The organism is Streptomyces sp. NPDC002125, from assembly GCF_053593715.1.
The window spans coordinates 372,510-386,523 of record NZ_JBSFDD010000003.1; the positions used below are offsets into that span (position 1 = coordinate 372,510).

Annotated in this window: 12 protein-coding genes; 8 read left to right on the forward strand and 4 right to left on the reverse strand. The window is 71.6% G+C overall.

What is annotated here, in order from left to right:
* Window positions 1-88 precede the first annotated feature (88 nt).
* The 3 genes from ACWCQM_RS07615 (at window position 89) to ACWCQM_RS07625 (ending at window position 2,656) form a co-directional block, all read left to right on the forward strand.
* Window positions 89-1,027, forward strand: coding sequence for an intradiol ring-cleavage dioxygenase (locus ACWCQM_RS07615; RefSeq protein ID WP_450914374.1), 939 nt, complete (start codon window positions 89-91; stop codon window positions 1,025-1,027).
* Between the two features lie 230 nt (window positions 1,028-1,257).
* Entirely contained in the window at window positions 1,258-2,007 is a 750-nt protein-coding gene (locus ACWCQM_RS07620) for a L,D-transpeptidase family protein (protein WP_450914375.1), read from the forward strand.
* 67 nt (window positions 2,008-2,074) lie between these two features.
* Entirely contained in the window at window positions 2,075-2,656 is a 582-nt protein-coding gene (locus ACWCQM_RS07625; protein WP_450914376.1) for a Uma2 family endonuclease, read from the forward strand.
* Between the two features lie 67 nt (window positions 2,657-2,723).
* Here ACWCQM_RS07625 and metG read toward each other — a convergent pair whose 3' ends face one another.
* A complete protein-coding gene (gene metG, locus ACWCQM_RS07630) occupies window positions 2,724-4,328 on the reverse strand; it encodes a methionine--tRNA ligase (protein WP_450914377.1) in 1,605 nt (534 codons plus the stop codon).
* A gap of 147 nt (window positions 4,329-4,475) precedes the next feature.
* Between metG and ACWCQM_RS07635 the strand changes: the two genes are divergently transcribed.
* Complete coding sequence (locus ACWCQM_RS07635) at window positions 4,476-5,129, forward strand: response regulator transcription factor (RefSeq protein ID WP_277335906.1); 654 nt, start codon at window positions 4,476-4,478, stop codon at window positions 5,127-5,129.
* The gene (locus ACWCQM_RS07640; RefSeq protein ID WP_450914378.1) at window positions 5,126-6,385 is read left to right on the forward strand and encodes a sensor histidine kinase; all 1,260 of its coding nucleotides are present in this window, start codon (window positions 5,126-5,128) and stop codon (window positions 6,383-6,385) included. Before ACWCQM_RS07635 ends, ACWCQM_RS07640 begins: the two co-directional genes overlap by 4 nt.
* Here ACWCQM_RS07640 and ACWCQM_RS07645 read toward each other — a convergent pair.
* Window positions 6,319-8,112 carry a VWA domain-containing protein gene (locus ACWCQM_RS07645; protein WP_450914379.1) on the reverse strand — a complete coding sequence of 598 codons (1,794 nt, stop codon included), beginning with the start codon at window positions 8,110-8,112 and terminating at the stop codon, window positions 6,319-6,321. The two genes, ACWCQM_RS07640 and ACWCQM_RS07645, sit on opposite strands and share 67 nt — an antisense overlap.
* Window positions 8,113-8,403: 291 nt before the next feature.
* Between ACWCQM_RS07645 and ACWCQM_RS07650 the strand changes: the two genes are divergently transcribed.
* From ACWCQM_RS07650 to ACWCQM_RS07660, 3 genes are all read left to right on the forward strand, one after another.
* Entirely contained in the window at window positions 8,404-10,464 is a 2,061-nt protein-coding gene (locus ACWCQM_RS07650; protein ID WP_450914380.1) for a PhoX family protein, read from the forward strand.
* A 200-nt stretch (window positions 10,465-10,664) separates the two neighbouring features.
* A complete protein-coding gene (locus tag ACWCQM_RS07655) occupies window positions 10,665-12,308 on the forward strand; it encodes a hypothetical protein (protein WP_450914381.1) in 1,644 nt (547 codons plus the stop codon).
* A gap of 63 nt (window positions 12,309-12,371) precedes the next feature.
* The gene (locus tag ACWCQM_RS07660; RefSeq protein ID WP_450914382.1) at window positions 12,372-12,782 is read left to right on the forward strand and encodes an RNA-binding S4 domain-containing protein; all 411 of its coding nucleotides are present in this window, start codon (window positions 12,372-12,374) and stop codon (window positions 12,780-12,782) included.
* Here the strand turns inward: ACWCQM_RS07660 and ACWCQM_RS07665 are convergent.
* A complete protein-coding gene (locus tag ACWCQM_RS07665) occupies window positions 12,779-13,024 on the reverse strand; it encodes a DUF2630 family protein (protein ID WP_450914383.1) in 246 nt (81 codons plus the stop codon). The genes ACWCQM_RS07660 and ACWCQM_RS07665 overlap by 4 nt on opposite strands.
* Before the next feature lie 35 nt (window positions 13,025-13,059).
* Window positions 13,060-13,998, reverse strand: coding sequence for an NADP-dependent oxidoreductase (locus ACWCQM_RS07670; protein WP_450914384.1), 939 nt, complete (start codon window positions 13,996-13,998; stop codon window positions 13,060-13,062).
* Window positions 13,999-14,014 lie beyond the last annotated feature (16 nt).

A 14,014-nucleotide genomic window follows, 5' to 3' on the forward strand; every position in this document is an offset into this window, starting at 1 on the left:
TACGTGCCGCCCTGGTCGCGGCACGCGCACAGGAACGCACAGCCGGCACCCATGTTCCTGCCAGCAGGGCTGCCTAGCCTCCCGGTTCATGACAAACAATCAGGGACCCGCACACAAGAAGGACCTGACCCGCCGCAGGGTGATCATGGCCGGTGGAGCGGTCGTCGCCGCCGCCGGAGTCGGGGCGGGCGTCGTCGCCACCGCCTCGGCGGACGAGGAGAAGAGCACGGCGTCCGGTGGGACCGCCGGACAGGGCGAGACCTGCTACCGGCTGACCTCGGAGACCACCGAGGGCCCGTACTACATCGACGCCGACAAGATCCGGAAGGACATCACCGAGGGCAAGGAGGGCATCCCGCTGACCCTCCGCCTCAAGGTGATCGACTCCGACACCTGTAAGCCGCTGAAGAAGGCGGCCGTCGACATCTGGCACTGCGACGCGCTGGGGATCTACTCCGGCTACGAGAGCATGAGCCAGGGCGGCCCCGGCGGCGGCACCCCGCCCAGCGGCGCCCCGACGGACGCGCCCACCGGCGTACCCACGGACGCGCCGACCGGGACCCCCACCGGGACGCCTCCGTCCGGCGGCCCCGGCGGCGGGGGGCACAGCGAGCCCACCGACGACGAGCGCTACCTGCGGGGCACCCAGCTCACCGACCAGCGAGGCTACGTGGAGTTCACGACGGTCTTCCCGGGCTGGTACCAGGGCCGTGCCGTGCACATCCACACCAAGGTGCACGTCGGCGGGAAGATGACCGACGCCGGCTACGAGGGCGGGCACACCTGCCACACCGGGCAGTTCTTCTTCGCCGAGTCCGCGGTCCTCGACTCCGCGAAGGAGGAGCCGTACTCGACGAGCACCACCACCCGCACGACTCTCACCGAGGACACCATCTACGACCAGAGCGGGGTGACGGGCGGGCTGCTGAAACTCTCCTACCGCAAGGGCAGGATGGCGCGCGGGGTGACCGGCTCGATCACGATGGGCGTCGACCCCGACGAGACCCACGACGGCACGGACCTCTGAGGACGCCCCAGGCACCCGGCGTGTGCGCGACCCCCCGGTGAAGGGCCCGGAACCACCACGGTTCCGGGCTCCTTGCCTGCGTACGGGTGGACCGCGCGGAACTTCCGGTATCCGGGGTACACGGACCGGGTACATCCGGATGGCCCCGGGTTCAGGTTGGGCGCCGCCGGGCCCGGCAAAGACTGGCACCTGAAGCGCCCGTCAGCCCCGCCACCGAGGAGTTGCGCACCGTGTCCGTCCTGCGTCGCCCGTACGTCCTTCTCGTCATCCTGTTCGTCCTGGTCATCGGCTGCTCCGCGGGTGCCGTGCAGACCGCCTCCACGCCCCGCGGTGCGGGCGGACCCGAGTCGTCGGCCACCCGTATCGTCGAGCCCTTCGTCCCTCCGGCGGAGATTCCGGCACTCGGCCCCGAGACCAGGGCGCAGATCCCGGCCACCGCACGGCAGGCCGTCGTGGTGACGGGCGAAGGCCCCGACTCCAACCGCTCCACGGTTGTCCTCTACAGCCGCGACGACCCCGCGCGGGGCTGGAGACCCGGGGCGGGCCCCTGGCCCGCGCACAACGGCATGGAGGGCTGGACGGACCACCATCTCGCCGGCGACCTCCGCTCGCCCGTGGGGGTGTACGGCCTCACCGACGCGGGCGGCCGGCTGCCCGACCCCGGCGCGCTGCTCCCCTACGACGAACAGTCCCGCTTCGCGGTGAGCGGCGAGGGCTTCCTGGGGGAACCCCTCGAAGGCTCCTTCGACTACGTGGTCGCGATCAACTACAACCGCGCCCCTGGCACGAGCCCGCTGGACCGCACCCGGCCGCTCGGCGGGGAGCGGGGTGGCGGGATCTGGATCCACGTGGACCACGGCGGCCCCACCCAGGGCTGCGTCTCGCTGACCGAGGACCGCATGCGCGAGCTGCTGCTCACGCTCGATCCCGCGAAGCAGCCGGTGATCGTGATGGGGGACGCCGGGTCGCTGGCCCGGTGAAACGCGGAACACGCGTGGTCGCCTGGCCGTAGGCTGGCTCCGTCGCCCAGTTCCCGAGGAGGCTGCCATGACCGTTGTTGAGGACTCCGTGCTGACCCAGGACGTGTTCGAGGATCTGGCCCGCCACGCCATACGCGCGGAGGAAGCGCTGCGGCTGGAATTCGTGAACGGGAAACTGGGGGTCAAGGCTGTGCCGGACGGGGATCACGGGCGGATCATCGAGTGGTTGACGCGCCTGTGTATTCAGGCTGATCCATCCCGCTGGCTGTACGCGGAGCAGGGGCTGCGGATCGAGACGTACCGGAAGGGCAACGCCCGGCCGGACGGTGTTCTCGCCCGCAGTGGCGCTTTCGTCGGCCATGGCGAATGGGCCGACCCCGACGGCGTTCTCATGGTGGTCGAGGTGACGTCGTACGACGAGGACACGGACCGCCGTGACCGCGTCGAGAAGCCGCGCGCGTACGCCGAGACCGGCATCCCCGTGTACCTGCTGATCGACCGGGACACCTGCGAGGTGAAGGTCCACTCGCAGCCGGACGGTGTGCGGTACGAGCAGGTCGTCACCGTGCCGTACGGCAAGACCGTGACGCTCCCCGACCCCGTGGGGATCGAGCTGGACACCGAGCCGCTCAAGAACTGGACGCGCTGACAGGCCACGCGCAGGAGCCCGGGTCCCGAACACATCGGGACCCGGGCTCCTGCCGTGCGTGCACCGGTTACGCGGGCTTCTCCTCCAGACGCGGGAACAGCACCGCGCCCTTCGTCACCGTCGCGCCGACGGGCAGCCGGCCCCAGTCGCCCGCGTCCTGCACCCGCTGGTCGGCCAGGGCACCGAGGGACGCCTCTGCGCCCAGGGACTCCCACAGCTTCTGCGAGGTGTCCGGCATCACGGCGTTCAGCAGGACCGCGACACCGCGGAGCGACTCGGCAGCCGTGTACAGGATGGTCGCGAGCCTGGCCTGGCCCTCCGGCGACGTGTCCTTGGCGACCTTCCAGGGCTCCTGCTCCGTGATGTAGCCGTTGACCTGCTTCACGAAGTCGAAGATGGCCAGGATTCCGGCCTGGAAGTCCAGGTCCTCGCCGATCTTCGCGTCGGCCGTGGCCACGGCCTTCGCCAGGCCCTCCTGGACCGCCCGCTCCGCGTCACCGGCGGCCGTGGCCTCCGGCAGGGCGCCGCCGAAGTACTTGCCGACCATGGCCGCGACGCGCGAGGCGAGGTTGCCGTAGTCGTTGGCGAGCTCGGAGGTGTAGCGGGCGCTGAAGTCCTCCCAGGAGAACGAGCCGTCGCTGCCGTACGCGATGGCCCGCAGGAAGTACCAGCGGTAGGCGTCCACGCCGAAGTGCGAGGTCAGGTCCTGCGGCTTGATGCCCGTCAGGTTCGACTTGGACATCTTCTCGCCGCCGACCATCAGCCAGCCGTTGGCGACGACCTTGCCGGGCAGCGGCAGACCCTGCGCCATCAGCATGGCCGGCCAGATGACCGAGTGGAAGCGCAGGATGTCCTTGCCGATCAGGTGGACGTCCGCCGGGAAGGTGGCGTCGAACTTCTCCTGGTTGGCGCCGTAGCCGACCGCCGTCGCGTAGTTGAGCAGCGCGTCGATCCACACGTAGATGACGTGCTTCGGGTCCCAGGGGACCGGGACGCCCCAGTCGAAGGTGGAGCGGGAGATCGACAGGTCCTGGAGGCCCTGCTTGACGAAGTTCACGATCTCGTTGCGGGCGGACTCGGGCTGGATGAAGTCCGGGTTGGCCGCGTAGAACTCCATGAGCTTCGGGCCGTACTCGCTCAGCTTGAAGAAGTAGTTCTCCTCCTTGAGGAGCTCCACCGGCTTCTTGTGGATCGGGCACAGCTTGGTGCCGTCCTCGGCCTCGATCAGGTCGCCGGGGAGCTTGTACTCCTCGCAGCCCACGCAGTACGGGCCTTCGTACCCGCCCTTGTAGATCTGATCCTTGTCGAACAGGTCCTGCACGAACTCCTGCACACGGTCGGTGTGCCGCTTCTCCGTCGTACGGATGAAGTCGTCGTTCGCGATGTTCAGATGCTCCCAGAGGGGCTTCCACGCCTCTTCGACGAGCTTGTCGCACCAGGCCTGAGGTGTGACGTTGTTCGCCTCGGCCGTGCGCATGATCTTCTGACCGTGCTCGTCCGTGCCGGTGAGGTACCACACCTTCTCGCCGCGCTGGCGGTGCCAGCGGGAGAGCACGTCGCCTGCGACGGTCGTGTAGGCGTGGCCCAGGTGAGGAGCGTCGTTGACGTAGTAAATGGGGGTCGAGACGTAAAACGCCTTCGCCCCCTGCTTCTCGGATCCAGTGGCCGCCATGGTCGAAATCCTAACGGCCCGTGGGAGATCCACTCACATCGATAACGGCGGCCCGGGCGACGGAGAGCTTTGCGAAACATCCTTTCCCGTACCAAAGACGCATCCTGGGAGGAGTGGGCACGCGTGCACGAGGCAGGGGACAACACGATGCGGGTACTGGTCGCCGAGGACGAGGAGATTCTGGCGGAGCTGGTGGCGACCGGGCTGCGGCGGGCCGGATTCGCCGTCGACACCGTGTACAGCGGGGACGCGGCGCTCGCCTATCTGGGACTCCACGACTACGACGTCGTCGTCCTGGACCGTGATCTCCCCAGGGTGCACGGCGACGACGTGGCCCGCAGGCTGGTGTCCGCCGGGTCCCGCACCAGGATTCTGATGCTCACCGCCTCGGGGACCATGGAGGACCGGGTGGAGGGGCTCGACCTCGGTGCCGACGACTACGTGAGCAAGCCCTTCGAGTTCCCCGAGCTGGTGTCCCGCGTGCGTGCGCTGCGCAGACGCAGCGCCAGGCCCGTGCCGCCGCAGCTGGAGAGGCACGGCATCCGGCTCGACAGTGTGCGGCGGGCCGCCACCCGGGACGGGCGGGACCTGGACCTGTCGCCGAAGGAGTTCACCGTGCTCCAGCTGCTGCTGGAGGCCGACGGGGCCACGGTCAGCGCGGAGGAGCTGCTGGAGCGTGCCTGGGACGCCAACGCCGACCCCTTCACCGGCGCCGTCCGCGTCTGCATGAGCAAGCTGCGGGCCAAGCTGGGTGAGCCGGCGCTGATCCGCACGGTGCAGGGCGTCGGGTACGCCCTGTGAAGCGCCTGCTGAGGCTGGTGCGGGCGACGGGCGTGCCCCCGGTGCGGCATTCGACGATCCGGATGCGGATCGCGCTGGTGTACGGCGGGGTCTTCCTGGTCCTCGGTACGGCGCTGCTCACCACGGTGAACCTGGCCTCCAGGGCCGGCACGGACTCCCAGGCGCGGGCCATCGCCACCTCGGCCGCCGTCTCCCAGCCGGGCTTCGCGGTCAACGGTCCGCTCCACGCGCGGGGCCGCCTCGGCCCGCCCACGGTCTACGACGTCACCGACGACGTCAGCGACGCCGCGAGCCGGGAGCTCCTGTACTGGTCGGTGGCGGCGCTGCTCGTCATGACGGGGTGCGCGGTCGGCGTGGGCTGGTGGACCGCCGGGCGGGTGCTGCGGCCCGTCCACGCGATGACGGCGAAGGCGCGGCGGCTCTCCGAGCACACCCTGCACGAGCGGATAGCGTCCAGCGGCCCCGACGACGAGCTGAAGGAGCTGGGCGAGACGCTGGACGCGCTGCTTGCCCGGCTGGAGAAGGCGTTCGACAGCCAGCGGCGGTTCATCGCCAACGCCTCGCACGAGCTGAGGACGCCGCTGGCCACCCAGCGGGCCGCGATCCAGGTGGGGCTGGACGACCCCTCGCCGGAGGACCTCGTGAGGACCCGGCAGACGCTGCTGGACAGCAACCGGCGCAGCGAGCGGCTCATCGAGGGCCTGCTGGTGCTGGCGCGCAGCGAGCGGGGGCTGGCGAAGAGCGAGCGCGAGGAGGTCGATCTCGCGCAGGTGGTGGCGGAGGAGTCGGCGAGGCCCACGGCGGTGACGGAGCGGACGGCGGCCCGTCCCGCGATCACGGTCGAGGCCGAGCCCTGTGGCGTACGGGGGAACCGGCAGCTGCTCGCGCAGCTCGTGGCGAACCTGCTGTCCAACGCGGTGCGCTACAACGTGCCTGGGGGCTCGGTGCGGGTGTCGCTCTCCGCCGACGGGGCCCTGGTGGTCTCCAACACAGGACCGGTCGTGGACGAGGCGGACATCGCGGGGTTCTTCCAGCCGTTCCGGCGCGGTGAGGGCCGGGACCGGATGGGGCAGGGCTCGGGGCTCGGGCTGTCGATCGTGCGCTCCATCGCCCTGGCCCATGGCGGTACGGCCACGGCGGTACCCGCCCCGGGGGGCGGGCTCGCCGTGACCGTACGGCTGCCGGTGGATCAGCCCTCGGTGAGGACGCCTCGGGCGGCGGCCCAGGCGGGCAGCCCGGCGAGGATCTCCCGGTAGAACGCGGCGTCGGGCACCTCGCGCGGGGCGGGGCCCGCGTGGAAGAAGCCGGCGTTCTCGACGTCGAGCCTGCGCAGGAAGTCGAAGCCCTTCGCGTCCTCGTCGCCGAACGCGACGAACTGGAAGTACAGCGGCAGCCGTGCCGCGTCCGCCAGCGCCTGCTTGGCCGCGACCTTGGCGTCCGGTGCGCCGTCCGTCTGGAAGACCACCAGCGCGGGGCCGGACGCCCCGGACTTCTCGTAGTGGGTGACGACCTCCTCGACGGCCCGGTGGTAGTTGGTGCGGCCCAGACGTCCGAGGCCGGCGTGCAGCTCGTCGATCCTGCCCTCGTGGGCGGTGAGGTCGACCGCCCCGGTGCCGTCGATGTCGGTCGAGAAGAACACGACGGGCACGGTGGCGTCGGCGTCCAGGTGGGCGGCGAGCGCGAGGGTGCGGTCGCCCAGGTGCTGGGCGCTGCCGTCCTTGTAGAACGGCCGCATGGACCCGGACCGGTCGAGCACCAGATAGACGGTGGCCCGCAGCCCGGTCAGCCCGTGCGCCTTGAGCGCGGCCTGCGCGGCCTTGTACGGCGCGACGAGCTCGGGCGCGGCGGCCTTCACCCGGGCGAGCGTGACGGCGGGCTTGCCGGCGGGGGCGGCGGCGCTGACCGCGACCGCCTCGGCGGGGGCCTCCGGCTCGGGGGTGGCTACGACCTCGGGCTCGGCGGCGGCGACCGGCTCGGGGGTGGGTACGGCCTCGGGCTCGGCGGCGGTGACCGGCTCGGGCGTGGCTACGACCTCCGGGGCGGGCTCGGCGACCGGCTCTGCGGCGGCCTCGGGCTCGGGCTCGGCGGCCAGCTCGGGGACGATCTTGATCACCGGCTCCTCGACGGGCTCGGCGACCGGAGCCTCGGCGGCGACGGGCTCGGCGACCGGAGCCTCGGCGGCGACGGGCTCGGCGACCGGAGTCTCTGCGGCGACGGGCTCGGGTGCCGCTTCGGCCTTCGGCTCCTCGACGGGCTCGGCCGCAGGCGCCTCGGCCTCCGGCTCCTCGACCGGCGCGACGACGGCTTCGGCCTTCGGCTCCTCGACGGGCTCGTCCGCCTCGGGCGCCTCCACGACCGGAGCCTCAACCGCAGGTGCCTCCACGGCAGTTGCCTCCGCGCCCGCCTCGGCCTCGGCCGCCGCCTCGGCCTCGGCCGCCGCCTCGGCCTCGGCCGCCGCCTCGGCCTCGGCCGCCGCCTCGGCCTCGACCGCCGCTTCGGGCTCGGCCTCCGGCGCGGTCTCCGCCTCCGGCTTCGCCTCGGGTGCGGTCACCGCGGCCTCCGGCTCGGGCGTCACCGCGACGGCCTCCGGCTCCGGGTCGACGTCGATCGTGATCGGCGCCGCGACGGCGGGCTCCTCGACGGAGACCGCCGGCTTCGCCTCCAGGCGCGCCTCCGGGTCCGACCCCTGGGCCGGGACCTTGGGCGCCGTCGTCGGCGCGGTCGTGGCGGACGCCTTGTCGAAGGCAGCCGCCACCAGGTCCGACGCCTGTCCGCTGTTGTGCCCGGCGTCGGCCGACCGGTCCGAGGCGGGGGAGGCCGGTGCCGGTACCGAGGCCTTCGCGGGCTCGGCCGCCGAAGTCGCGGTCCCCGGCTCCGCCTCCGTGGGCTGGGTGCGCTCGGCCTGGGGCGGGACGGTGGCCGTGGTCGGCTCGTCCTGCTCCGTCCGGCCGAACACCTTGCGCAGCAAGCTCCGAATGCCCATGGGCGAGGCCTTTCGCATGAGTTGGGTGCGATAAATGTCCGTACTGCGGGAATTGATCCCTGGCCAGGGCGGATACGTAAGGTTAGCGGCCGGATCCGGCCGTTCGGTGGCGCGGCCCGCCCCTGTGTCAACCGAGCTCCAACCGAGTCGCAATCGAGCCCGGACGGCGGGGCGTACGGCTCGGGCGGACAGCGGTGTCCTGGACTTCACCCTCTGTTCATCGGCAGTCCCACGTGTGTCGTGAATGCGCTCCTAGCGTCACGTCCGACACACAGACGGAGGGACGAAAACGTGCGCAACCTGCTGCCGCTCATTGGCTCGCACCCGGGCGGGCGTTCTGCGCTGACCTGCCGCTACCGCTGCGGTGACGCCTGCTTCCAGGACATTCCGAACACCAGCGACAACGAGTACGCCGGCGACATCATCGCCGGTGCCCTGTCACGCCGGTCGATGATGCGCGCCGCCGCCGTGGTGACCGTCGCCGCCGCGGCCGGGACCGCGGCTCTTGCCGGGCCCGCCGCGCAGAGTGCCGAGGCCGCGCCGCTCGCGGGCCGCCACGGCGGCAGGCCGAAGCCGGGTGCGTCCGGCGCCCGGGGCCTGCGCTTCGAGGCCGTCGCGCCCAACAAGGCCGACGCGGTCACGATCCCCGAGGGCTACGGCCAGAACGTGGTGATCCGCTGGGGCGAACCGATTCTGCGCGGCGCCCCCGCCTTCGACCCGGACAAGCAGTCCGCGAAGGCGCAGGCGGGCCAGTTCGGTTACAACAACGACTTCCTCTCCCTGCTCCCGCTCCCCGGTGAGCGCGGCCGTCAGGTCCTCGTCGCCAACCACGAGTACACGGACGAGATCCTGATGTTCCGGGGTTACGATCCGGCCAACCCGACCCGTGAGCAGGTCGAGATCGCCTGGGCGGCGCACGGACTCTCCGTGGTCGTCGTCCAGGAGGAGAACCGCACCGGGAAGCTCGCCCCGGTCAGCCGCCACCCGCTGAACCGCCGCCTCACCGCGACCAGTGAGTTCCGGCTCACGGGACCGGCCGCGGGCAGCCCCCTGCTGCGTACGTCCGCCGACCGCACCGGCCGCAAGGTGCTCGGTACGCTCAACAACTGCGCGGGCGGCACCACTCCGTGGGGCACCACGCTGCACGGCGAGGAGAACTTCAACCAGTACTTCGCCAACGGCTCCAGCGACACCGACAAGCGCTACGGAATCGGCACGGCCGCCACGGAGCGCAAGTGGGAGCGGTTCGACAAGCGCTTCGACCTGGCGCAGGAGCCCAACGAGGCGCACCGCCATGGCTGGGTCGTCGAACTCGACCCGTACGACCCCGACTCGACGCCCCGGAAGCGGACCGCGCTCGGCCGGTTCAAGCACGAGGCGGCGCAGCCCCGGCTGACCGCCGACGGGCGCCCCGTGGTCTACATGGGCGACGACGAACGGTTCGACTACTTCTACAAGTTCGTCTCCAGCAAGCGGATGAAGAAGGGCAACTCTCGCGCCGCCCGCGAGCACAACCTCACGCTGCTGGACGAGGGCACCCTGTACGTCGCCAAGCTGACGGGCGACTCCCCCGCCGCGGAGTTCGACGGCACGGGCACGCTCCCCGCCGACGGCGAGTTCGACGGCAGCGGCGTCTGGATCCCGCTCGCGACGGGCGACACCTCGCACGTCCCCGGCATGACGGCCGACGAGGTGTACGTCTTCACGCGCCTGGCCGGTGACAAGGTCGGCGCCACGAAGATGGACCGCCCCGAGGACGTCGAGCCCTCGCCGCGCACCGGGCGGGTCTACATCGCCCTCACCAACAACACCGACCGCGGCAAGGCGGGCAAGGCGGGCGCCGACGAGGCCAACCCGCGCAACGCCAACAAGCACGGTCAGATCCTGGAGCTCATGGAGCGCAGGGACGACCCGGCGGGCGACCGCTTCGCGTGGCGGCTCTTCCTCGTGGCGGGCGACCCGGAGGACCCGTCGACGTACTTCTCAGGGTTCCCCAAGGAGAAGGTCAGCCCCATCTCCTGCCCCGACAACGTGGCCTTCGACGACCACGGCAACCTGTGGATCTCCACGGACGGCAACCAGCTCGGCTCGCACGACGGGCTGTTCGGGGTCGCCACGCAGGGCGAACGCCGGGGTGAGCTGAAGCAGTTCCTGACGGTCCCGACCGGTGCCGAGACCTGCGGCCCGGTGATCCAGGACCGCCGGGTCCTGGTCGCCGTGCAGCACCCGGGCGAGGTCGACGGGGCGTCCGTCGAGAAGCCGGCGAGCACTTGGCCGGACGGTCCCGGCAGGATCGTGCGCCCGTCGGTGGTGGCCGTCTGGCGCAAGGACGGCAGCGACATCGGGGTCTGAAGCGGAGCGCCTCGTCCGGCATGTGCCCACCCGGTGCGTACCTGATGGGTGTCGTTCAAATGTTCCTACAGGGAACGGTGTTGCGTTGCTAGCGTGACCGGCCGGTGCGCCTGATGTCTGATCAGGCGCACCGTGCCGATGTCCAGGCGCACTCACCGAAGGGCCCCCACATGGGACAACCATCCCGCAGAACACGCCTCGTGACCTGTGCCGTGGCAGCAGGACTGCTGCTGTCCGCACTCGTCCCCGCGGCGGGTGCCACCGCCGCTCCGGCCGCCCCACGTCAGGTGGCCGCCGACGACCCCGTCCCCGGCCACGAAGGCATGCCGGACGACGGCTTCGAGGACGCTCCCGAGGGGGAGCAGGACGACCTGACGGGCCCCGACGGGTCCGCCTCCCGCCTGGCCCCCACCGCCGTGCTCCCCGCCCCGATCCCCGGCCGTGCCGGCGACTTCAAGCTGGAGGCGGGGTCCTCCCTCACCGGCCTGGTGGCCGATCTGGATGCCGCGCTGCCCAAGCAGGGCCTCACCGAGCTCATGGAGCAGGCCAACCGCCCCGCGGCGTGGGAGGGCGACTGCGGCACCAAGAGCATCTACGGCCCCGACCTCGCCGTGAACCACCGCATCTGCTGGAAGGACGACGACGCCACGTCCACCGAGTGGATCCCGCAGGCGATCACCGGAGTCTCGGACGCGCAGGAGGACGAGGACTGGGGCTCGTCGAACGCCGAGCCGATCGCCGTGGCCGCTTACGACAACGCCAACCCGGGCCGCAGCGACTTCACCTCGGGCCGGGACAACTGTGTCCAGGAGGCCGTGTCCGACGCCTGCAACGAGAAGGGCATACGGGTCAGCTTCTTCAACCAGGCCACCCAGATGTACCGCCACGTCCTGCTGGTCTGGCCCTACGTCAACTCCAAGGACCACATCTCCTTCGACGCGCTCCATGCGCGCGAGGGCAAGTGCACCTCCACCGTGACAGCGTCCTGCGCGGCGCAGGAGGGCATCCACGCCGGCGGCATGGTCTGGTACGGCAACTACCTGTACGTGGCCGACACCGCCAACGGCATGCGCGTCTTCGACCTGCGCAAGATCATGGACCTCAACCCGGACAACGACGCCGACGTCAACGACCCGACCCCGGACGGCCTGGTCAGCGATGTCCTGGACAAGAAGCGGGTCGGCCGGCAGAGCAACGTCTGGTACTCCTACGGCTACCGGTACGTGATGCCCCAGGTCGCCACGCTGAAGTTCACGACGGCGAAGAACGGCGGGACCACCAAGGGGAACCAGTGCTACTCCACCGGTCGCCCGAAGGCCTCGTACATCTCGCTGGACCGGACGGACACGGACCACCTGATCCTCGGTGAGTACTGCAACCACAACAACGGCGGCGACAGCACGGGCCGGGTCGGCACCTACCCGATGACGGCCCTGACCGCCGCCGTCGAGGGCGCGGCGGGGACGGCCGCCGGTGCCGACCTCGCCTACGGGCTGCCGGCCGGTGCCTCCTTCAACGGCGAGGACCTCTGGCACAAGATGCAGGGCGTGACGCGCTACGAGGGCAAGTGGTACTTCCACCGCAGCAACGCGTCCTCCAACGGGCGGCTGCTCCAGGCCACCCCGCAGACGGTGGGCGGCACGCCGCAGCTCGTCGGGAACACGAAGGTCCTCCAGTCCTCGATCGGCCCGGAGGACTTCTACGTCGCGCACGGCCGCGGCGACGGCTTCGCCCCGCAGCTCTACTCCCTCGGCGAGCACGCCCCGACCACCGCGTGTCCCGGGTGCAAGCGTGAGATGTACAGCTACAACATGTCCGAGGTCATCGGCGACTTCGGTTCCTGACCCGAGCCCGGTGCCTCACCGGACACCGTCTCCCCCCGGGGGGAGACGGTTAGAGTCGGAGACATGGTTTCCGGTGAGGCACCGCAGGCGGAGGGAAGCGTCCGGGTCGATGCCTGGATCTGGGCGGTCCGGCTGACGAAGACGCGGTCGCAGGCGGCTGCCGCCTGCCGCGCGGGGCATGTGCGGGTCAACGGCGAGCGGGCCAAGCCCGCCCAGGCCCTGCGTACGGGCGACGAGGTGCGGCTGCGGCACGCGGGCCGGGACCGGATCGTGGTCGTCTCCAAGATCGTGAGGAAGCGGGTGGGGCCGCCGGTGGCGGCGGAGTGCTTCGTCGACAACAGCCCGCCCCCGCCGCCCCGCGAGACGGCGATCCAGGTCCCGGTCCGGGACCGGGGCGCGGGCCGCCCGACCAAGCGGGACCGCCGAGAGATGGAACGCCTCCAGGGGCGCGGCCCCGGCCCCGGACCCGCCTAACTCTGGTACCCCTCCACCTCGTCGGCGGGCCGCACCCTCGCCGCCGAGGGGTCCTCGCCGTATTCGCCGAGCGCCCGCCGCTGCCGCAGCAGGTCCCAGCACTGGTCGAGCCGCACCTCCACCTCGCGCAGCCGTGACCGCTCGTCGGCGGAGAGTCCCAGCGCGGCGGTGGAGCGGGCGCGCAGGGCGCGCTCCTCGGAGACCAGCTCGCCGATCTGCTCGAAGATGTCCTGGTCGGCCATGGGGATTCTCCCGTTCCGGTGTTCTGCGTGCCTGTTCAGAGGGCGAATACGGTCTTTCCCCGCGCCCCGCCCGCGCGGTTCTGGGCGAGCGCCTGTGGGGCCTTCTCCAGGGGGAGCTCCATGTCGACGGGGACCTCCAGCTCCCCGCTCGCCACCGCCGAGGTCAGTTCGTCGAGCAGCCCCGGCGCCGGAGCGAGGCGGAAATCGGCCCAGGCGACGCCCGCGGGCGCGGCGACGCCCCTCGTGGTGACGGCGACCCCGCCGTCCGCCAGCAGTCCGGCGTACGAGGCGAACGAGGCGGCGTCCGTGGAGACGAGGTCGACGAGCGCGTCCACCCCGCCCGGATACAGCTCCCGCACCGCCGCCTCCAGCGCTCCCGGCTCCGTGGTGTCGACGGTCGCCGTGGCGCCCAGCGCCCCCATCCGCCGCCTCTCGTCGCCCCGCACGGCGGCGACGACGCCGATGCCCCTGGCCGCCGCGAGCTGGGTCAGGAAGCTGCCGACGCCACCCGTCGCCCCGACGACCAGCAGGCTCCGTCCGCTGCGTACGGCCGTGCTCGACAGGATCTGTGCCGCGGTCGTGCCCGCCGTCGGGAGCGCCGCCGCGGTCCGGAGCGGCAGATCGCGCGGGACCAGCGCGATCGGCGAGTCCTGGGGGACGCACACGTATGCGCCGTACGCCCCGCAGCGTCCGACGGGCGGTGCCGTCACCCGGCCGAGGACCGGGTCGCCGACCCTGAAGCGGTTGTCGCCGTTGCCGATCATGTCCACCCGGCCCGCGAAGTCGGTGCCCAGGACCAGCGGGAACACATGGGGGAGGACGCCGTCGAGCGCGCCGTCCGCGATCTGCCAGTCACGCGGGTTGAGCGCCGCGTACTCGATCTTCACCCGCACCTCGCCCGCTCCGGGGTCGGGCTTCGGCATCTCGACGAGACAGGGCTCCGCACGGAACGCGCTGACAGCGATGGCTCGCATACGGCAGACCTCTCAG